The following is a 19,078-nucleotide window of genomic DNA, read 5'->3' as shown; positions in this document are numbered from 1 at the left end:
CCTTTCCCTAAGTATTTCGCGCTGCAGGAAGGCGGCAAACCTGTGAATCCCCGGGAGCTTACATTAGTAAGTGACCGGGGTGAACAGGTGAAACCAACACATCTGCAGCGTGAAAGACGACGGGAAATTAGCCGTCGATACCTTTACTACGCAGGTAATCTTCGTAGTTACCGGTGAAGTCGATCACGCGCTCCGGCGTAATTTCAATCACACGGGTTGCCAGAGAACTGACGAACTCACGGTCGTGAGAAACGAAAATCAACGTGCCCTGATACATTTCCAGCGCCATGTTCAGCGACTCAATCGATTCCATATCCAGGTGGTTAGTTGGTTCATCCATTACCAGAATATTCGGTTTCTGCATCATCAGCTTACCGAACAGCATGCGCCCTTTTTCACCACCGGAGAGCACTTTTGCAGGCTTCTTGATATCGTCCTGGCTGAACAGCAGACGACCGAGGAAGCTGCGCACAACCTGTTCATCATCGCCTTCTTGTTTCCACTGGCTCATCCACTCGAATACGGTCAGATCGTTTTCGAACTCATATTCATGATCCTGCGCGTAGTAACCAACTTGCGCGTTTTCGGACCACTTCACGGTACCGTTATCCGGCTGCAAATCACCGACCAGCGTTTTCAGCATAGTGGATTTACCCACGCCGTTGGCGCCCAGAATGGCAATCTTCTCACCCACTTCGAGCAGCAGATTGAAGTTTTTAAACAGCGGGCCTTCATCAAAACCTTTAGTAAGCGCTTCCACTTCCAGCGCGTTACGGAACAGTTTCTTATCCTGTTCGAAGCGAATGAACGGGTTCTGACGGCTGGAAGCTTTAACTTCTTCCAGTTTAATTTTATCGATCTGACGGGCGCGGGAAGTCGCCTGACGAGATTTTGAGGCGTTGGCGCTAAAGCGGCTGACGAAAGATTGCAGGTCAGCAATCTGCGCTTTCTTCTTGGCATTATCGGCCAGCAGACGTTCACGCGCCTGTGTTGCCGCCGTCATGTATTCGTCGTAGTTCCCCGGATAAACACGCAGTTCGCCGTAGTCCAGATCCGCCATGTGCGTGCAGACCATGTTCAGGAAGTGACGGTCGTGCGAAATGATGATCATGGTGCTGTCACGTTCGTTCAGCGTCTGCTCCAGCCAGCGGATGGTGTCGATATCCAGGTTGTTCGTTGGTTCGTCGAGCAGCAGAATGTCCGGGTTAGAGAACAGCGCCTGCGCCAGAAGCACACGCAGCTTCCAGCCGGGTGCGACTTCGCTCATCGGGCCGTAATGTTGTTCTACCGGAATACCCACGCCCAGCAGCAGTTCGCCCGCACGCGCTTCAGCAGAATAACCGTCCATTTCACCGTACTGAACTTCGAGGTCAGCCACTTTATAGCCGTCTTCTTCACTCATTTCGGCCAGCGCGTATATACGATCGCGCTCCTGCTTCACTGCCCACAGTTCAGCATGCCCCATGATCACGGTGTCAAGCACGGTGAACTCTTCAAAGGCGAACTGATCCTGACGCAGCTTACCGATGCGCTCATTCGGATCGAGGGAAACGTTACCCAGCGTCGGTTCGAGATCACCGCCGAGAATTTTCATAAAAGTGGATTTACCGCTACCGTTCGCGCCAATCAGGCCGTAACGGTTGCCGCCGCCAAATTTGACGGAAATATTTTCAAACAGCGGCTTACTGCCAAACTGCATGGTGACGTTGCTGGAAACTAACACTGGCGTATCCTGAAAGAGAAAGAAATATGTGACAAACCGCTTATTATGCCATAAGTCTACGATAAGATCGCCCCTTCATGCTGAAGGGGGAAAGTGAAAGCAAAAGGAAAAAAATGTGATTTAGTACACATCCGAATTCCTTGTTGCTCAGATTGCACATATAATGCGTGCCCAACACTACATAAATCTCAACCCACTCGCCTGCCTGGCACTGAATCTCGCATACATGAAGATGAATATGAAATTGACAACGCTTTTCGCGGCGGCACTTGCGGTAGTTGGTTTTTGCAACACTGCCTCAGCCGTCACGTACCCGCTGCCTACCGATGGTAGCCGTTTGATTGGCCAGAACCAGGTCATCACCATTCCTGAAGGCAATACCCAACCGCTGGAGTATTTTGCGGCAGAATATCAGATGGGTCTGTCTAACATGCTGGAAGCGAACCCTGGCGTGGATACTTTCCTGCCGAAGGGCGGCACCGTACTGAACATTCCTCAGCAGTTGATCCTGCCGGATACCGTGCATGAAGGTATTGTTATCAACAGCGCTGAAATGCGTCTGTACTACTACCCGAAAGGCACCAACACCGTTATCGTTCTGCCGATCGGTATCGGCCAGTTAGGCAAAGACACGCCAATCAACTGGACCACCAAAGTAGAACGTAAGAAAGCGGGCCCAACCTGGACGCCAACGGCGAAAATGCATGCGGAATACCGCGCTGCGGGCGAACCGCTGCCGGCCGTGGTTCCGGCAGGCCCGGATAACCCGATGGGGCTGTACGCACTGTATATCGGCCGTCTGTATGCTATTCACGGCACCAATGCTAACTTCGGCGTTGGCTTACGTGTCAGCCACGGTTGTGTCCGTCTGCGTAACGACGACATCAAATTCCTGTTTGAAAATGTGCCGGTCGGCACTCGCGTACAGTTTATCGATGAGCCGGTGAAAGCCACTACCGAACCAGACGGCAGCCGCTACATCGAGGTACACAACCCGCTGTCCACCACGGAAGCACAGTTTGAAGGCGGGGAAATCGTACCTATTACGCTGAACAAGAGCATTACCAGCGTCACCGGTCAGCCTGATGTCGATCAGTCCGTCGTTGAGCAGGCGGTACAGAACCGTTCTGGTATGCCGGTTCGTCTGAACTAATCTGCTATACAGGCCCGATGGCGCTACGCTTATCGGGCCTACCAACGCAGTAGGCCGGATCAGGCGCCAGCCGCCATCCGGCACACCATATCAATTACATCATCTGCAGCAAAACATACCCTACCAGCGCCGCCCATATCAGCATCGGCAACGAATACCAATGAAAACGCCACCAGATCCGTCGATCGTTTGCCATGCGTAAAGCGATAAGATTCGCCAGCGATCCCGGCAGCAGACCAAACCCACCCACATTAACCGCCCAGGCCAGCAGCAGCGTCGGCGGAACGTAGTTCAGCAACAAAATCGTACTGGGAACATTACTGATAAACTGCGACAGGCCAATGGCCGTCAACCAGAGACCCGGCGCTGAGAGCGTGCCAATCTGGTGCGTTATCCCCTGCAATGCCGGTAGCTGCGTCAGCAAATACACATCAATAAACATCGCCATAAATACCAGCAGCAGCGTCCAGTCCACGCTGAGGATGACGCGACGCGCCAGAACCATGAACCCCGCCGCCACAATCGCCAGCCCCCACAGCTCTTGTTTTAACTCCAGCGCCGTCAGAAAGATGATATACAGCGCCAGACAGCTCCACACCAGGCGTGGTTGCCAGTCTGGCGCGCGCGTCCCGTTATGATAGTGCAATGCTTTGTTCGGGAAACTGAACCAGCACAGCACCACCAGCGTCAGCATCATGGCACCCGCGAGCGGCGCCATTTGCCACGTAAACGTGGTAAATGACAACCCGGAGCGCCCCCACATCAGGATATTTTGCGGATTGCCGATTGGCGTCAGCAACGATCCGGCGTTTACCGCCAGCGCCTCAAAGATAATCAGGCGATTCACCGGAATGGCGCACAATTTTTTCAGGGTGATGGTCAGCGGGACAACAATAAACAATGCCACATCGTTGGTCAGAAACGTCGACAGCAGCGCCGCCGCCAGCACCATAAATATCGCCAATTGGCGTTCAGTGTGAAAGCGGCGGGTCATCTTGCGCCCTAACACATCGAAGTAACCGCTTAATTCAACGCCTTTGGTCAGTAACATCAGGCCGCTAAGCGTAATAATGGTGTGCCAGTCAATCGCTCCAGGCCAGGAACGGGGCGTAAATGGCGTGAACACGCTCAGTACAACCCCGACGATGATTAACAGCTGGAAAAAACGATCGCGCTGCAAGGCGCGTAGTAAAGGAAAACTCATTCAGAGCCAGATCCTTGCTGTTGCGTAAAACGGCTAAAAGCCTCCAGCGTTTCCTTACTGACGTGGTGCTCCATTCCCTCTGCGTCACGGCGGGCAATTTCCGGGCTGATACCTAACATCAACAGGAAATTTTCCACAATCTGATGACGCTCCCGGCTCTCCTGGGCCAGACGTTCGCCTTCTGCGGTTAAAAACACACCGCGCCAGGGGATCATTTCAATCAACCCGACGGAAGCAAGGCGTTTCAACATTTTGGCAACCGTCGGCTGGGAAACCCCGAGTCGGGCAGCCATGTCAACCTGGCGCGCTTCACCTACCTCAATAATGAGATCGGAAATCAGCTCTACGTAGTCATCAATCAGCTCGCGGCGATGCGCCTCCCGGACCTGACGAAATCCTTCAACGTGTTCTTCGACATTCACCAATTGCGTCACTTTTTTTGTTGTTGGCGTACCTGCGCGACGACTCATTCTGCTTCCTCGTTACTGTGACGCGTTAACGGCATCTGATTAGAGAGCGCTCATTGTAAACCAGAGTTGCGTGGGCACAAAAAATTAACGTTTTAGCAATAGCTATATAATATAGCCTGTGCTATATCTGTATATAATAAAGACATCCCTCAAGGACTGATGGGATCGTGAAGTCAGGAGGTTTATATGAATGAATTTAAGAGGTGTATACGCGTGTTTAGCCATTCTCCCTTTAAAGTACGGTTGATGCTGATCTCTATGCTGTGTGACATGATCAACAGCAAACCAGAGCAGGATAAACCTTCAGAAAAATAATGCGGCGTCGCGGTACGCCGCTTCCTTTCCCTGCTGTCATCTGGGTACAGTAGTGTTTTTCGTCCCAATAACCCTGCTTTTTGTCAGTTTTGCCACCTCTCTCGCAAAACAATTTCCTTGTAGTAGTTGACCTTCTCTCATGCACACTCTATCTTTTCGCAGCCCTGCGTATATTGCGGCTCGCGGATGCGGACCCTATCCCTCTTCTCGCTCTCTCAGGCAGGCAATGACCCTTAACGCCAGGGTAAGCACATGGCGTTTTTGCATTAGTGGCGTATGAATTTAACCCTCAAAGATTCAATCATTGCTCGTAGCCGGGCCATTAGTCCGTGGACTGGCCTCTATTTCTTACAGTCTATGCTGATCAACCTGGCGTTGGGCTATCCGCTTAGCTTGCTCTACAGCGTTGCTTTCACCTGTATATTAATACTGCTGTGGCGCAGCGCGCCGCGCGCGCAGAAAGTGCTGATCGGCATTTGCTCACTTATTGCGGCAATGTACTTTCCGTTTGGTCAGGCTTACGGTTCGCCTAACTTCAATACGTTGCTGGCGCTGCATTCAACCAATATGGAAGAGTCCACCGAGATCCTGACCATCTTCCCCTGGTACAATTATCTGGTTGGGGTATTTATTTTTGCCCTCGGCGTTATCGCCGTACGCCGTAAAAAAGAAGCGCAGAAGCGCAGTTGGAATAAGTACGACAGTCTGTGTTTATTGTTTAGCGTCATCGCGTTTTTTGTTACCCCGGTACAAAACCTGGCCTGGGGCGGCGTGTTCAAGCTTAAGGACACCGGTTATCCGGTTTTCCGCTTCGCCAAAGACGTGATCGTCAATAATAACGAAGTGCTCGATGAACAGGAGCGCATGGCGAAGCTGTCGAGTGTGAAAGACAGCTGGACAGTAACCGCCGTGAAGCCAAAGTATCACACCTATGTCGTGGTCATTGGTGAAAGCGCCCGCCGCGATGCATTAGGCGCGTTTGGCGGTCACTGGGATAACACCCCGTTTGCCAGTTCCGTTAACGGCTATCTGTTCGCAGATTACATTGCCGCAAGCGGTTCAACGCAAAAATCGCTTGGCTTAACGCTTAATCGGGTCGTTGATAATAAGCCGCAGTTCCAGGATAACTTTGTCACTCTGGCTAACCGCGCGGGATTCCAGACGTGGTGGTTTTCCAATCAGGGGCAGATTGGTGAATACGATACGGCTATCGCCAGTATCGCAAAGCGGGCTGATGAAGTGCACTTCCTCAAAAATGGTGATTTCGAAGCGGATAAAAATACCCGTGACGAAGAACTGTTAAAGATGACCGCCCAGGTGCTGGCAACCGAGCGCACTCAGCCGCAGCTCATCGTGCTGCATTTAATGGGTTCACATCCGCAGGCCTGCGACCGTACGCAAGGAAAATACGAGACCTTCGTTCAGTCAAAAGAGACATCTTGTTATCTGTACACCATGACGCAGACGGATGACCTGCTGCGCCAGCTTTACGAGCAATTACGTAACAGCGGCAATAGCTTCTCGATGGTCTATTTCTCCGATCATGGCCTCGCCTTTAAAGAGCGGGGAAAAGAGGTGCAGTACCTGGCGCATGACGATCGGTTCCAGCAGAATTTCCAGGTGCCTTTTATGGTGCTGTCGAGCGATGATAAAGCGCATCGGGTGATCAAAGCCCGTCGCTCTGCCAATGATTTCCTCAGCTTTTTCTCTCAATGGACGGGGATCAGCGCGAAGGAAATTACCAACAGCTACCGTTTTATCTCAGAGAAGAAAGCCGGACCGGTGTATATCACCAACTTCAAACTGCAGAAGGTGGATTACAACCATCTGGGTACCGATATCTTTGAGACCAAATCTCGTTAATCTCTAAATTACACGCAAAAAAAATCCGCCTCAAAAGGCGGATTTTTTATATCACCGAAGTGATTAGAAGCGGTAACCCACGCCAGCGATCCAGGTGCCAACGTCAACGCTACGAATACGGCTCTGCTCATAGGAGAAGTCCAGAGCAACGTTTTCGATCGGGTTGAACTGCAGACCAGCACCGTAAGAGAAACCGTAGTCGCTGGTGGTGTGGTTGTCAGCCGGAGATGCAGCGTTCTGGAATTTACCGTAACCAACACCCACTACACCGTAGATGCTTGCCCAGTCGTTCAGACGGTAAGCCGGACCCGCAGTGATGCCGTAGTACTGGGTTTTGTTGTAGTCGCCAGAAGCATCGGTACGGTCTTTTTCAGTGTAAGTGAAGGAACCGATTACACCCAGCGGGTTGTTGTCCTGCTCGTAGCGATACTTCAGGTTGAAACCGTTCATTTTGTTCGCTGCGCCCTGAGCATCACTCTGAGCGTAACCACCAGTAACGGTAGAAGTAGCAGCTACAGCAGTACCTGCGGAGAAAGCCAGAACAGCGGCCAGTGCTGAAAGACATGCAATTTTTTTCATAACCACCTCAAATGTGCTTCAAGTAAATCCTAAGTTTTAAATATAACAAAAATTGATGGGAAACTCTTTGCGATTCGCGGTGTCTAACGGGCTCTTTCATGTAACAAAACATTTCACAAGCCAGCTATACCTTTCAATTTACACCACTTTTTTAATCTAATGAGCCATTATTGCGCGCACAATACGACACATTCATCCAGATAATTCCTAATCACGCAGATTATTAATCCACCAATTTCGTACCATTGTACGGATCTGAAGAATTTTTTTTTCAACCAATACTCAACCAGTTGAGTGTATTTCCATTACACTCGCTGTTTTACTTTTCTATACATTTTGCCATCCGCGTCGCAACGCCGCGCAGATGAAGAGATGTAACCATCATTTGTCAGGAGAAAGGATGCCGGGGTCGTTACGAAAAGCGCCAGTTTGGTTACCTATTTTAGTTTTGCTTATTGCTATGTCCTCCATTCAAAGCGGAGCATCTCTGGCAAAATCGCTGTTCCCTCTCGTCGGTGCGCCTGGCGTTACCGCGCTGCGCCTCGCACTGGGCACGCTCATCCTTATCGCCTTCTTTAAACCCTGGCGTTTACGTTTTGCCAAAGAACAGCGCCTGCCGCTGCTGTTTTATGGTCTGTCTCTTGGCGGGATGAACTACCTCTTTTATCTGTCTATTCAGACTGTCCCGCTGGGAATTGCCGTGGCGCTGGAGTTTACCGGCCCGCTTGCAGTGGCGCTGTTTTCATCCCGACGCCCTGTAGATTTTATTTGGGTCGCGCTGGCCGTTCTTGGGCTTTGGTTCCTGTTACCGCTTGGCCAGGACGTTTCTCATGTGGATTTAACCGGCGCAGCGCTGGCGCTGGGAGCTGGCGCCTGTTGGGCCGTTTATATTCTCACCGGGCAGCGTGCCGGCGCGGAACATGGTCCGGCAACCGTAGCGGTTGGTTCATTAATCGCCGCGCTGATTTTTGTTCCCATTGGCGCAGTTCAGGCCGGCGATGCCCTGTGGCACTGGTCAATACTGCCGTTGGGCCTGGCCGTGGCCGTACTCTCCACCGCGCTCCCCTACTCATTAGAGATGATCGCACTAACGCGATTGCCAACGCGGACTTTTGGTACGTTAATGAGCATGGAACCCGCGCTGGCTGCGGTTTCGGGAATGATCTTCCTCGGTGAAACGCTAACGCTTATCCAGACGCTGGCCCTGGGGGCGATTATTGCCGCATCAATGGGTTCTACACTCACTATTCGCAAAGAACCGCAAATTAAGCAAGTTGACGTGAATTAACCCCTTAATATTCTGCATGGTTTGCATAATCATGCAGAATATCCAATTGTAAATCTGCGTGATAATTTTTCTAATAAATAGATTTTTCTCATTCGCCTATTTCTTTTAATTTCCACATTAACATAAAAATAACATTGAATGACAATCAAACCATGTATCCTCATGATTTCAATATATTTTTATTATCCGCTCATCTCTTCGCTATTAAAGTAATAGGTAACACCGGAAAAATAAATCCAAAATTAGCGCTATACTTATTTCCGTTGAAGAGTTGGGACATAAATATCAAGAGGATATGAAAATATGAGTACCGCAAAACTGGTAAAAACAAAAGCATCCGCCCTCGTTTATACTCGCAACGATGTGACAGACAGCGAAAAGAAAGCAACGGTAGAACTGCTGAATCAGCAAGTGATCCAGTTCATCGACCTGTCGTTGATCACTAAACAGGCTCACTGGAACATGCGCGGCGCGAACTTTATTGCTGTCCATGAAATGCTGGATGGCTTCCGTACTGCCCTGACCGATCATCTCGATACCATGGCTGAGCGCGCCGTACAGTTAGGTGGTGTGGCATTGGGTACAACCCAGGTCATTAACAGCAAAACGCCGCTGAAAAGCTATCCGCTGGATATCCATAGCGTACAGGACCACTTAAAAGAGCTGGCCGATCGTTATGCAGTGGTCGCCAACAGCGTACGTAAAGCCATTAGCGAAGCAAAAGACGAAGATACAGCGGATATCTTCACCGCTGCGTCACGCGATCTCGACAAATTCCTGTGGTTTATCGAAGCCAACATTGAATAACTGTAGGCATAAGAATTACCTATAAAACCCTCGCTCCGGCGGGGGTTTTGCACATCTATGGTGCATAACATTGATCATTCGTCACTCCAAAGTAAATTAATTGTAATAATCACCTCACACAATCGTTAACGAAAGATTGTTTTATCAACAATTTTTACGCTAAATAGTCATACCGTTTGCACCGTGTCAGGTACGCACCAAATGAGTGCCCCAAAATAGTGCAGATTATCCGCTTTGCCCTACTTATTGTGCAGAGAAAAGAAATACCTTCTTTTTAAAACAATGAGTTGCAAAAGTGGCACGATTTTTTCATTAAGCCATATGTTCTCGCAGGGGATCGCCCCGTGGATATAAAAGGAAATCCTATGAAGTCTGTATTAAAAGTTTCACTGGCTGCACTTACCCTGGCTTTTGCGGTGTCCTCCCATGCCGCAGATAAGAAACTGGTTGTCGCAACTGACACCGCGTTTGTTCCATTTGAATTCAAACAGGGTGACAAATACGTTGGATTTGATGTGGATCTGTGGGCTGCCGTCGCCAAAGAATTGAAGCTGGATTATGAACTGAAACCAATGGATTTCAGCGGCATCATCCCTGCTCTGCAAACCAAAAACGTCGACCTGGCACTGGCGGGTATCACCATCACCGACGAGCGTAAAAAAGCGATCGACTTCTCTGACGGCTACTACAAAAGCGGTCTGTTAGTGATGGTCAAAGCGAATAATAACGACGTTAAAAGCGTGAAAGACCTGGATGGTAAAGTCGTTGCTGTGAAGAGCGGCACCGGTTCCGTTGATTACGCAAAAGCTAACATCAAAACCAAAGACCTGCGTCAGTTCCCAAATATCGATAACGCCTATATGGAACTGGGCACCAACCGCGCAGACGCCGTGCTGCATGACACGCCAAACATTCTTTATTTCATCAAAACCGCGGGTAACGGCCAGTTTAAAGCCGTAGGTGACTCGCTGGAAGCTCAGCAGTACGGTATCGCCTTCCCGAAAGGCAGCAATGACCTGCGTGAGAAAGTGAACGGCGCGCTGAAAACGCTGAAAGAGAACGGCACTTATAACGAGATCTACAAAAAATGGTTCGGTACTGAACCTAAATAATAACTGGCAGTGGTGCCCGGTGGCGCGATGCATACCGGGCCTTTCCCAGGATTTTGAGACCTGTAACCGGATAAGCACAGCGTATCTGGCAAAACGGGCATTTGAATATTTACACCACGGTAACAGGAACGACATATGCAGTTTGACTGGAGTGCCATCTGGCCCGCCATCCCGCTTTTGATTGAAGGCGCCAAAATGACCTTATGGATCTCGATCCTCGGTCTGGCTGGCGGCCTGGTAATCGGGCTTGCAGCAGGGTTTGCGCGTACTTTCGGCGGTTGGATAGCCAACCACGTAGCGCTGGTGTTTATCGAAGTCATTCGCGGTACACCAATCGTTGTGCAAGTGATGTTTATCTACTTCGCTCTGCCAATGGCGTTTAACGATTTACGTATTGACCCCTTTAGCGCCGCCGTTGTCACTATTATGATCAACTCCGGTGCCTATATTGCGGAAATCACCCGCGGCGCGGTGCTCTCAATCCATAAAGGATTCAGTGAAGCCGGACTGGCGCTTGGACTTTCACGTACAGAGACTATCCGTCACGTTATTTTGCCTCTCGCGCTGCGTCGTATGCTGCCGCCGCTGGGCAACCAGTGGATCATCAGCATTAAAGATACCTCGCTGTTTATCGTCATTGGCGTCGCTGAACTGACCCGTCAGGGCCAGGAAATCATTGCCGGTAACTTCCGCGCACTGGAAATCTGGAGCGCCGTTGCGGTGTTCTATCTGATCATTACGCTGGTGCTGAGCTTCATTCTGCGTCGTCTGGAAAGAAGGATGAAAATCCTGTGATTGAATTTAAAAACGTTTCTAAGCACTTTGGTCCTACCCAGGTTCTCCACAATATTGATCTGAACATTAAGCAGGGCGAAGTCGTGGTCATCATCGGGCCGTCCGGTTCCGGTAAATCTACTCTGCTGCGCTGCATTAACAAGCTGGAAGAGATAACCTCTGGCGATCTGATCGTCGACGGTCTGAAAGTCAACGATCCCAAGGTCGATGAGCGGTTAATTCGCCAGGAAGCCGGGATGGTGTTTCAGCAGTTCTACCTGTTTCCCCACCTGACGGCGCTGGAAAACGTCATGTTTGGGCCGCAGCGCGTACGCGGGGCGAATAAAGAACAGGCAGAGAAGTTGGCGAAAGAATTGCTGGCGAAGGTCGGCCTGGCCGAGCGCGCGCATCACTACCCTTCTGAACTGTCCGGCGGTCAACAACAGCGTGTGGCTATCGCCCGTGCACTGGCAGTGAAGCCGAAAATGATGCTGTTTGATGAGCCAACCTCGGCGCTTGACCCTGAACTGCGTCACGAAGTTCTGAAAGTCATGCAGGATCTGGCGGAAGAAGGAATGACCATGGTGATTGTGACCCACGAAATCGGCTTTGCCGAAAAAGTGGCCTCACGTCTGATTTTCATTGATAAGGGACGTATTGCCGAAGACGGTAATCCGCAAGCCCTGATTGAAAATCCCCCCAGCCAGCGTTTACAGGAATTCTTGCAGCACGTCTCCTGATGCGTTGACCTCCCTTCGCCCGAAGGGAGGTTTTCACCAGAATCCTCTCATTTCCATTCTCTTACGCTCTGGCATCTATACTTATCCTTTTGAATTTATTTTCTCATGGGAGGAGTCATGCGCTGGATCCTGTTGATCTTCTTTTGTCTGCTGAGCATACCGTCTCACGCGGTGACGATACCCGGCGTCACAACCTCGACTTCAGCCGACCCGCAAGCCACCCCCGCAAAAGAGCCTGATGTTGAGCAAAAGAAAGCCGCTTACGCCGCGCTGGCTGACGTACTGGACAATGAAGCATCGCGCCAGGAGTTGATTGGTCAATTGCGCAAAGTCGCGGAAACGCCTCCTCCCGAACCCGTGCCGGTGATTGTCCCCCCCACGCTAACTGAAGAAAAAACGGTGTTGGAAAACGTGACAGATGTCAGTCGTCACTATAGTGAAGTTCTTTCCGACCGCTTTGCCCAGCTTTACCGCAACATCACCGACGCCCCGCATAAAACCTTTAACCCGCAAACCTTCACCAATGCCCTGACCCATTTTTTAATGCTGGCAGCGTCAGTGTTTGGGTTTTACTGGCTGATCCGCCTGTGCGCGCTGCCGCTGTATCGCAAAATGGGGCAATGGGCGCGACGGAAAAACCGCGAACGCAGCAACTGGCTACAACTTCCGGCAATGATCGTCGGCGCATTTATTATCGATTTATTACTGCTGGCGCTAACGTTGTTTATAGGGCAGATTCTGAGCGATCGAATGAACGCCGGGAGCCGCACCATCGCTTTCCAGCAAAGTCTGTTCCTCAATGCCTTTGCGCTGATTGAGTTCTTCAAAGCGATTTTACGTCTGATATTTTGCCCGACGGTAGCGGAGCTACGCCCGTTTAACATTCAGGATGACGGCGCGCGCTACTGGAATCGCCGTTTGAGTTCATTAAGCAGCCTGATTGGTTACGGACTGATTGTTGCCGTTCCTATTATCTCAAATCAGGTCAACGTGCAGGTCGGTGCGATGGCAAACGTCATCATCATGCTGTGTATCACGCTATGGGCGCTGTATCTGATTTTCAGAAATAAGAAAGAGATCACGCAGCATTTGCTCAATCTGGCGGAAAGATCGCTAGCCTTTTTCAGCCTGTTTATCCGCGCCTTCGCGCTGGTATGGCATTGGCTGGCCAGCGCTTACTTCATTGTGCTGTTTTTCTTCTCGCTGTTTGACCCTGGCAACAGTCTGAAATTCATGATGGGCGCAACGTTACGCAGCCTGGTGATTATCGGCATTGCCGCCTTTGTTTCCGGCATGCTTTCGCGTTGGATAGCCAAAACGATAACCCTGTCGCCACATACCCAGCGCAGCTACCCGGAATTACAAAAACGGCTGAATGGCTGGCTGTCGACGGCGTTAAGTGTGGCCCGGATCCTGACGGTGTGCGTCGCGGTGATGCTGCTGCTCAATGCCTGGGGATTGTTCGACTTCTGGAACTGGCTGCATTACGGCGCCGGAGAGAAAACGGTGGATATCCTGATTCGTATCGCGCTGATTCTTTTCTTCTCCGCCATTGGCTGGACGATCCTTGCCAGCCTGATTGAAAATCGTCTGGCTTCCGATATTCACGGTCGCCCATTGCCCAGTGCCCGTACCCGCACGCTGTTAACGCTGTTCCGCAATGCGCTGGCGGTGATTATCAGCACTATTACCATCATGATTGTGCTGTCCGAAATTGGCGTCAACATCGCCCCCTTGCTGGCCGGGGCCGGGGCGCTGGGGCTGGCGATCTCTTTTGGCTCGCAAACGCTGGTAAAAGACATTATCACCGGGATCTTCATTCAGTTCGAAAATGGTATGAACACCGGGGATTTAGTCACTATCGGTCCACTCACCGGTACGGTTGAAAGGATGTCCATTCGTTCTGTGGGGGTGCGTCAGGATACCGGGGCGTACCATATCATTCCCTGGTCATCGATAACCACCTTCGCCAACTTTGTGCGTGGCATTGGCTCAGTCGTCGCCAATTACGATGTCGACCGTCATGAAGATGCGGATAAAGCCAATCAGGCGTTGAAAGACGCTGTCGCTGAGCTGATGGAAAAGGACGATATTCGCGGGCTTATTATCGGCGAGCCGTCGTTTGCCGGGATCGTGGGGTTAACCAATACGGCTTTCACGCTACGGGTCTCATTTACGACCCTGCCGCTGAAACAGTGGACGGTACGTTTCGCGCTCGACAGCCAGGTGAAAAAACACTTCGATCTGGCCAACGTACGCGCCCCGGTACAGACGTATCAGGTCTTGCCTGCACCGGTGAATGGCCCTCCGTCGGCGGCAAGCGAACAACTGCCGCCAGGGGAGCCAACGCTCTAGCGTTTACGCGTCATAAAACGACGACGCTGATCGTTATCCATAAAGGTCCAGGCAATAAAGCGGCTCTGCTTTTGCCCCTGGGCCATCTCTTTCTTAACCACTTTCACCGCACCCGCATCCGTTAATGCGTGATACAGCGGAGGTAAATTCTCACCGCGCGAAACCAGCGTGGTAAACCACATCACCTGACGGCCAAAGGCCTGGCTTTCGGCGATCATTTTCTTGATGAACGCCACTTCGCCGCCTTCACACCACAGCTCCTGCTGCTGTCCGCCAAAGTTCAGCGCATCATCTTTGTCCTGACCCAGATTACGACGCTTACGTTCGCTTCCGGCGCGGGCTGAGGCCGCAGAATCATGGAATGGCGGGTTGCATACTGTGGCTTCATACTGCTCATTTTTATGAATGATACCGGTGAAGATTGACGCTGCATCTTTTTGCCGGCGCAAACGAATTGCGCGAGTCAACCCCGGATTGGCGTTAACAATCGCCTGAGCGCTGTTAAACGCTTCGCTACTGGTTTCGCTACCGGTGAATCGCCAGCCGTATTCATGCACGCCAATCAGCGGATAAATGCAGTTTGCCCCAACCCCTACATCCAGCACGCTCGCATTTACCGGAATAGTTCCTGTAGTTTCACCTAACAGGTCGGCCAGATGGTGAATGTAGTCCGCACGACCAGGAACTGGCGGACACAGAAAACCGTCTGGAATATCCCAGTTTTTCACCGCATAAAAATGCGCCAGCAGTGCTTTATTGAGCGCCTTCACTGCCTGCGGATTGGCGAAGTTAACGCTCTGCTCGCCGCCGGGCGTGAGGGTGAGAAATTGCGTCAACTCGGGTGTAACCTGGCATAAAGTCGCAAGATCATAACGGCCATTGTGGCGGTTACGCGGGTGTAATCCCGGTTTCTGGGGGGACATAGCATTCTCCTTTTAACAGCGGCGTAAGATACCCGCATAACGCCACGCGGTAAACACACACAACAAGGATATTTGATTTTTTATGCCTGTACGTTGCCTTACTGATTGTTCAAAAAACAGACATGTTATCACCAGTTTTTTGCGGTTAATGTCTTCCGCTGGCGGCCTAAACTTATCAGGCACCACCTGTTGTTTCTCAGAGGATATCACCATGAAGAAATGCCTCACATTACTTGCCGCTACCGTACTAACCGGTATGACGTTCGCGTCCTTTGCCGCACAGCCCAACACCAGCCCAGCAACCGGTCAGCTCCAGGCCTCAGGTACAGTATTCGCTACCGGCGCCACGAACCTGAGCGATCTCGAAGACAAGCTGGCAGAGAAAGCAAAAGAACAAGGCGCAAAAGGCTTTGTCGTTAACTCTGCAGGCGGTAAAAACCAGATGTACGGTAGCGCCACTATCTATAAGTAACCCCTCCACTTCAGCCCAACTGCATTCATCACGAATGCAGTTTCCTGCGCGAATGGTCTGAAATCTGATACCGCTGATGTGTGGTCGTTTTTCAGCCATCATATTCGCTATACTTATTCTGTAGACAATAACAGGAGGTACATATGGCATCCGGATGGGCAAATGACGACGCAGTTAACGAGCAGATCAACAATACTATTGAAGATGCTGTTGCCCGTGCCCGTGGTGAATTACCGACCGGGGAAAGTCTGTATGAATGCGAAGAGTGCGGTAATCCTATCCCGCAGGCCAGACGTGAGGCAGTGCCAGGCGTACGCTTATGCATAGCCTGTCAGCAGGATAAAGATTCACATAACTCAGCATTTTCAGGATATAATCGCAGAGGTTCGAAAGACAGCCAGCTACGTTGACTTATCTTTACCAAAAGTTTCAGCGCAGATAATTTCCTTTACGAGCACGCTTTTTCGCATGCTGTGTAGCAAAATGTGCCGTTGTCGCTTTCACTGTAAAGCGCAGTGACAAGAACTGTAAATCCCTCTTTCGAATTTATTAATATTCAATAAGTTATTTGTCATTCAATTTTTTTGATTGACGCCGTCAATTCTATTCGATTTTCTCTCGCATAAAAAAACGTGATACTTCTCACATCGACGAAACAACGTCTTCTTACCAGAACACTGACTAACAGAACAAACCTGCGAGAGATTAATCATGAAAAATATTAAATTTGCCGTTGCCGCCATCGCCCTTTCTACCCTGTCATTTGGCGTTTTCGCTGCCGAGCCGGTTTCCTCCACTCAGGCACAAAGCATGAATAAAATTGGTGTGGTATCTGCTGATGGCGCCACCACGCTGGATGGTCTGGAAGCAAAACTGGCTGAGAAAGCCGCCGCTGCCGGCGCAACGGGTTACAACATCACCTCCGCTGTCGGCAACGACAAAATGAGCGGCACCGCGGTTATCTACAAATAACCGAAAGATTACCTGTACGACCCAATGCTCCAACCCTCATTGACCCTGTTTGTTACCCTTTGTTTGCCCGTCCGCCACTGGACGGGCTTTTTTTTGCCTGGTGTTTCAGCCGTTGACGGAATTCCTGTAACACGGTGTCGGGCATCCCTATTTGCAACGCCGCCTCGCAGATTGCCTGCCAGCTTCCGGCATCCAGCGGAATACCTTGTTCCAGCCTTTCCTCACGAGTATTCACCTCCCACTCACCTGGCAACAGGATCGGGGCGTCATCGGCATGTGGGGACGCTTTTACCCACTCAGTAAATGCCGCGACCTGGTTATCGCAATCCGGTGCGCCGAACAGTTCCGGGTTAATAATAATGGTGGTCATACAGTTAATGATGGCGTCCGCACTGGTCTGCAGGCTCTCCTCATGTGTGGTTTTACCACCAGAAAGCGCGCCGCCCATAATTTCGCACATCGCCGCCAACGCATAACCCTTGTGTTGAGCGAAGGTCAGCAACGACCCCAGCGGAGAGACCTGCATCACAGCAGGATCGGTTGTCGGCGCTCCTTCGGCATCAATCAGACATCCCGGAGCCACCGGTTCCCCCTTATGCCATGCCACGCGGGTTTTGCCAAAAGCGATGGCGCTGGTTGCATAGTCCAACAACAACGGGAAAGTATCTTTACGCGGAAAAACGACGCAGAAAGGGTTGGTGCCAAAACGGCTATCGTGGCCGTGGAACGGCGCGACCATCGGTATGCCCACCACATTCACAAAGTGTACCGAGACAAAACCTGCCGCCGCACATTGTTCCGCCCAGTAACCAATGCGTCCGATATGGTGCGAATTGTGTAACGCCACGGCGGCGATACCGTACTGGCGCGCTTTTTCAATCCCAAGCGTCATTGCCTCGTGCGCCGCCACCTGACCAAATGCGCAATCGCCATCAAGCGTAATCACCGCCCCCGCATCTTTAACCACTTTGGCATGACGGTTGATCTGCAGATGTCCCTGCGAGAAGGAGCGAATATAGCTTGGGATCATGCCGATGCCGTGGGAGTCGTGCCCGGCGAGGTTAGAGGCAATCAGATGATCGGCCACCAGCCGCGCTTCCTGCTCGTTACTCCCCATCTGGTGAAAAACGGCCTGAATAAAGGCGTGCAGCGTTGGCACATGGAAGCGATGTCCACTGTTCATTGTTATCTCCTGTTGTGTCGCGTGTTTGTTGTGTTTCTTATTTTTCAACAAACTATGCTGCGCCACGGCAGTCAGGAGATCAATAAACGTGCAGAAATTTCACGTTGATGCAAAGGATGAACCGACAGGCCTGGTAAATGACCTGTCGGGGGGAACAAGAAAATTAGAAGCTTTGCCCGACGCGAGCAAGGCCTTCAGCCAGCGAGGAAGATTCGCCGGTTGCGACCAGGCAGCAGGCCATCTGAATTTTCAACGAGGCCGGAACAGGCTCGCTACCGGCCAGACAACGTTCAATCCAGCGCGCGGTAGTTTCCGGATCTTTTGCCACTGGCAGCGGTACCGGCTCGTCGGGCATCTCACTCTGACGCTCCTGCAACACTCGCACACCGGATGAATCGATCAGGCTTATCTGCGGACAGCGCTGCGGGTTGGCATACACCTCGCCTTCTGTACCGTGCATCAACAGGCCACGGCCACCGATGTCGCTAAAGAATTTCGCCACGCGCGATACATATTCCGGATGCGACACGCTGGCAAGACGCAGCGCGGCATCTTCAGCAAACGGCGTGGCGAGTTTAGCCAGCGTATGCGCGCTGTTACGCACGCCCATTCTCCAGCGCATCGCCAGCTGTTTCTCCAGCGGAGGACACAGCGCGCTCACCGGGATAAACACCGGCTCATGACCATCGAGTTTTGCCTGTGCCTGCCCCGCATGCTGCGTTGGCGTAATGCCCATCAGTTCGAAAATGGTTTCTGTCAGCACGCGGGTTGGATCTTCACTGACGCCGTGCACCACTACCGGGAAGCCCAGCTTGTGCAGTAAAATTGCCAGCAACGGAGTCAGATTCGCCTGCTTGCGTGCGCCATTATAGCTGGGAATAACAATGGGCATGGGTTTAGCAACCGGCGGCGTCAAGCGAATAGTATGATTCTGCATCGCTTCGTAAAAGCCCAGCATCTCCGCTTCACCCTCGCCTTTAATACGTAGCGCAATCAGTACGCCGCCCATCTCAAGCTCTGGTACATCGCCGTTCAGCATATGGGTATACAGTCCGCGAGCAGTATCCTTATCCAGGTCACGCGCGTGATTTTTCCCTCGCCCAATCTCTTTGATGATTTTGCGGTAATCCATCGATAACTCCTTG

At 51.3% G+C, this 19,078-nt stretch carries 19 protein-coding genes; 12 read left to right on the top strand and 7 right to left on the bottom strand.

Going from position 1 to position 19,078, the window contains the following annotated elements; translation table 11 throughout:
* Positions 1-127: 127 nt before the first annotated feature.
* On the bottom strand, positions 128-1,723 hold the full coding sequence (locus FDX09_RS13990; RefSeq protein WP_038639134.1) for an ABC-F family ATPase: 1,596 nt from the start codon (positions 1,721-1,723) through the stop codon (positions 128-130).
* A 232-nt stretch (positions 1,724-1,955) separates the two neighbouring features.
* On the opposite strand from FDX09_RS13990, the gene ldtB reads away from it, so the two are divergent.
* Complete coding sequence (ldtB, locus tag FDX09_RS13985) at positions 1,956-2,876, top strand: L,D-transpeptidase (protein WP_087857625.1); 921 nt, start codon at positions 1,956-1,958, stop codon at positions 2,874-2,876.
* A gap of 94 nt (positions 2,877-2,970) precedes the next feature.
* On the opposite strand, the gene FDX09_RS13980 is transcribed toward ldtB, so the two are convergent.
* On the bottom strand, positions 2,971-4,080 hold the full coding sequence (locus tag FDX09_RS13980; RefSeq protein WP_137347382.1) for an anion transporter: 1,110 nt from the start codon (positions 4,078-4,080) through the stop codon (positions 2,971-2,973).
* Positions 4,077-4,550 carry a manganese-binding transcriptional regulator MntR gene (gene mntR / locus FDX09_RS13975; protein WP_038639127.1) on the bottom strand — a complete coding sequence of 158 codons (474 nt, stop codon included), beginning with the start codon at positions 4,548-4,550 and terminating at the stop codon, positions 4,077-4,079. Before mntR ends, FDX09_RS13980 begins: the two co-directional genes overlap by 4 nt.
* Before the next feature lie 186 nt (positions 4,551-4,736).
* Here mntR and mntS point away from each other — a divergent pair, with 186 nt between their 5' ends.
* Both mntS and FDX09_RS13965 read left to right on the top strand, forming a co-directional pair.
* Complete coding sequence (mntS, locus tag FDX09_RS13970) at positions 4,737-4,865, top strand: manganase accumulation protein MntS (RefSeq protein WP_003831584.1); 129 nt, start codon at positions 4,737-4,739, stop codon at positions 4,863-4,865.
* Between the two features lie 276 nt (positions 4,866-5,141).
* On the top strand, positions 5,142-6,728 hold the full coding sequence (locus FDX09_RS13965) for a phosphoethanolamine transferase (protein ID WP_085047461.1): 1,587 nt from the start codon (positions 5,142-5,144) through the stop codon (positions 6,726-6,728).
* A 63-nt stretch (positions 6,729-6,791) separates the two neighbouring features.
* Here FDX09_RS13965 and ompX read toward each other — a convergent pair whose 3' ends face one another.
* A complete protein-coding gene (gene ompX / locus FDX09_RS13960) occupies positions 6,792-7,307 on the bottom strand; it encodes an outer membrane protein OmpX (protein ID WP_003035257.1) in 516 nt (171 codons plus the stop codon).
* A 400-nt stretch (positions 7,308-7,707) separates the two neighbouring features.
* Between ompX and rhtA the strand changes: the two genes are divergently transcribed.
* The 6 genes from rhtA to ybiO all read left to right on the top strand — a co-directional run bounded on the left by rhtA (position 7,708) and on the right by ybiO (position 14,383).
* Positions 7,708-8,595, top strand: coding sequence for a threonine/homoserine exporter RhtA (rhtA, locus tag FDX09_RS13955; RefSeq protein WP_085047462.1), 888 nt, complete (start codon positions 7,708-7,710; stop codon positions 8,593-8,595).
* 303 nt (positions 8,596-8,898) lie between these two features.
* Entirely contained in the window at positions 8,899-9,402 is a 504-nt protein-coding gene (dps, locus tag FDX09_RS13950; protein ID WP_038639118.1) for a DNA starvation/stationary phase protection protein Dps, read from the top strand.
* A gap of 365 nt (positions 9,403-9,767) precedes the next feature.
* The gene (glnH, locus tag FDX09_RS13945; protein WP_038639115.1) at positions 9,768-10,514 is read left to right on the top strand and encodes a glutamine ABC transporter substrate-binding protein GlnH; all 747 of its coding nucleotides are present in this window, start codon (positions 9,768-9,770) and stop codon (positions 10,512-10,514) included.
* 135 nt (positions 10,515-10,649) lie between these two features.
* Positions 10,650-11,309 (top strand): glutamine ABC transporter permease GlnP, encoded by a 660-nt coding sequence (glnP, locus tag FDX09_RS13940; protein WP_006685364.1) that lies wholly within the window; start codon positions 10,650-10,652, stop codon positions 11,307-11,309.
* Complete coding sequence (gene glnQ, locus FDX09_RS13935; RefSeq protein WP_042309588.1) at positions 11,306-12,028, top strand: glutamine ABC transporter ATP-binding protein GlnQ; 723 nt, start codon at positions 11,306-11,308, stop codon at positions 12,026-12,028. Before glnP ends, glnQ begins: the two co-directional genes overlap by 4 nt.
* Before the next feature lie 117 nt (positions 12,029-12,145).
* The gene (gene ybiO / locus FDX09_RS13930; RefSeq protein WP_137347381.1) at positions 12,146-14,383 is read left to right on the top strand and encodes a mechanosensitive channel protein; all 2,238 of its coding nucleotides are present in this window, start codon (positions 12,146-12,148) and stop codon (positions 14,381-14,383) included.
* Here the strand turns inward: ybiO and rlmF are convergent.
* Positions 14,380-15,306 (bottom strand): 23S rRNA (adenine(1618)-N(6))-methyltransferase RlmF, encoded by a 927-nt coding sequence (gene rlmF, locus FDX09_RS13925; protein ID WP_137347380.1) that lies wholly within the window; start codon positions 15,304-15,306, stop codon positions 14,380-14,382. The genes ybiO and rlmF overlap by 4 nt on opposite strands.
* 211 nt (positions 15,307-15,517) lie before the next feature.
* Between rlmF and mcbA the strand changes: the two genes are divergently transcribed.
* The 3 genes from mcbA (at position 15,518) to ybiJ (ending at position 16,750) form a co-directional block, all read left to right on the top strand.
* The gene (mcbA, locus tag FDX09_RS13920) at positions 15,518-15,778 is read left to right on the top strand and encodes a DUF1471 family periplasmic protein McbA (RefSeq protein ID WP_069323210.1); all 261 of its coding nucleotides are present in this window, start codon (positions 15,518-15,520) and stop codon (positions 15,776-15,778) included.
* A gap of 143 nt (positions 15,779-15,921) precedes the next feature.
* Complete coding sequence (locus FDX09_RS13915; RefSeq protein ID WP_003831562.1) at positions 15,922-16,188, top strand: DksA/TraR family C4-type zinc finger protein; 267 nt, start codon at positions 15,922-15,924, stop codon at positions 16,186-16,188.
* A gap of 301 nt (positions 16,189-16,489) precedes the next feature.
* Entirely contained in the window at positions 16,490-16,750 is a 261-nt protein-coding gene (gene ybiJ, locus FDX09_RS13910; RefSeq protein WP_006685371.1) for a DUF1471 family protein YbiJ, read from the top strand.
* A gap of 52 nt (positions 16,751-16,802) precedes the next feature.
* Here the strand turns inward: ybiJ and FDX09_RS13905 are convergent, their stop codons facing one another.
* Together FDX09_RS13905 and ybiB are read right to left on the bottom strand one after the other, a co-directional pair.
* Positions 16,803-17,933: a malate/lactate/ureidoglycolate dehydrogenase gene (locus FDX09_RS13905; RefSeq protein WP_137347379.1), complete on the bottom strand. Its 1,131-nt coding sequence runs from the start codon at positions 17,931-17,933 to the stop codon at positions 16,803-16,805.
* A gap of 163 nt (positions 17,934-18,096) precedes the next feature.
* On the bottom strand, positions 18,097-19,065 hold the full coding sequence (gene ybiB / locus FDX09_RS13900) for a DNA-binding protein YbiB (protein ID WP_137347378.1): 969 nt from the start codon (positions 19,063-19,065) through the stop codon (positions 18,097-18,099).
* Between the last annotated feature and the right edge of the window lie 13 nt (positions 19,066-19,078).

It is taken from the genome of Citrobacter sp. wls717 (assembly GCF_005280955.1).
Lineage (GTDB): Bacteria > Pseudomonadota > Gammaproteobacteria > Enterobacterales > Enterobacteriaceae > Citrobacter > Citrobacter werkmanii.
This window is presented reverse-complemented; position numbering and strand designations above follow the sequence as displayed.

Bases quoted from the DNA above. Each gene is read 5' to 3' on its own strand.
- mntS (WP_003831584.1), top strand. From the start codon at position 4,737: ATGAATGAATTTAAGAGGTGTATACGCGTGTTTAGCCATTCTCCCTTT.
- dps (WP_038639118.1), top strand. From the start codon at position 8,899: ATGAGTACCGCAAAACTGGTAAAAACAAAAGCATCCGCCCTCGTTTAT.
- glnP (WP_006685364.1), top strand. From the start codon at position 10,650: ATGCAGTTTGACTGGAGTGCCATCTGGCCCGCCATCCCGCTTTTGATT.
- FDX09_RS13915 (WP_003831562.1), top strand. From the start codon at position 15,922: ATGGCATCCGGATGGGCAAATGACGACGCAGTTAACGAGCAGATCAAC.
- ompX (WP_003035257.1), bottom strand. From the start codon at position 7,307: ATGAAAAAAATTGCATGTCTTTCAGCACTGGCCGCTGTTCTGGCTTTC.
- FDX09_RS13905 (WP_137347379.1), bottom strand. From the start codon at position 17,933: ATGAACAGTGGACATCGCTTCCATGTGCCAACGCTGCACGCCTTTATT.
- glnH (WP_038639115.1), top strand. From the start codon at position 9,768: ATGAAGTCTGTATTAAAAGTTTCACTGGCTGCACTTACCCTGGCTTTT.
- rlmF (WP_137347380.1), bottom strand. From the start codon at position 15,306: ATGTCCCCCCAGAAACCGGGATTACACCCGCGTAACCGCCACAATGGC.
- ybiO (WP_137347381.1), top strand. From the start codon at position 12,146: ATGCGCTGGATCCTGTTGATCTTCTTTTGTCTGCTGAGCATACCGTCT.
- ybiJ (WP_006685371.1), top strand. From the start codon at position 16,490: ATGAAAAATATTAAATTTGCCGTTGCCGCCATCGCCCTTTCTACCCTG.
- ybiB (WP_137347378.1), bottom strand. From the start codon at position 19,065: ATGGATTACCGCAAAATCATCAAAGAGATTGGGCGAGGGAAAAATCAC.
- mcbA (WP_069323210.1), top strand. From the start codon at position 15,518: ATGAAGAAATGCCTCACATTACTTGCCGCTACCGTACTAACCGGTATG.
- FDX09_RS13980 (WP_137347382.1), bottom strand. From the start codon at position 4,080: ATGAGTTTTCCTTTACTACGCGCCTTGCAGCGCGATCGTTTTTTCCAG.
- ldtB (WP_087857625.1), top strand. From the start codon at position 1,956: ATGAATATGAAATTGACAACGCTTTTCGCGGCGGCACTTGCGGTAGTT.
- rhtA (WP_085047462.1), top strand. From the start codon at position 7,708: ATGCCGGGGTCGTTACGAAAAGCGCCAGTTTGGTTACCTATTTTAGTT.
- mntR (WP_038639127.1), bottom strand. From the start codon at position 4,550: ATGAGTCGTCGCGCAGGTACGCCAACAACAAAAAAAGTGACGCAATTG.
- FDX09_RS13965 (WP_085047461.1), top strand. From the start codon at position 5,142: ATGAATTTAACCCTCAAAGATTCAATCATTGCTCGTAGCCGGGCCATT.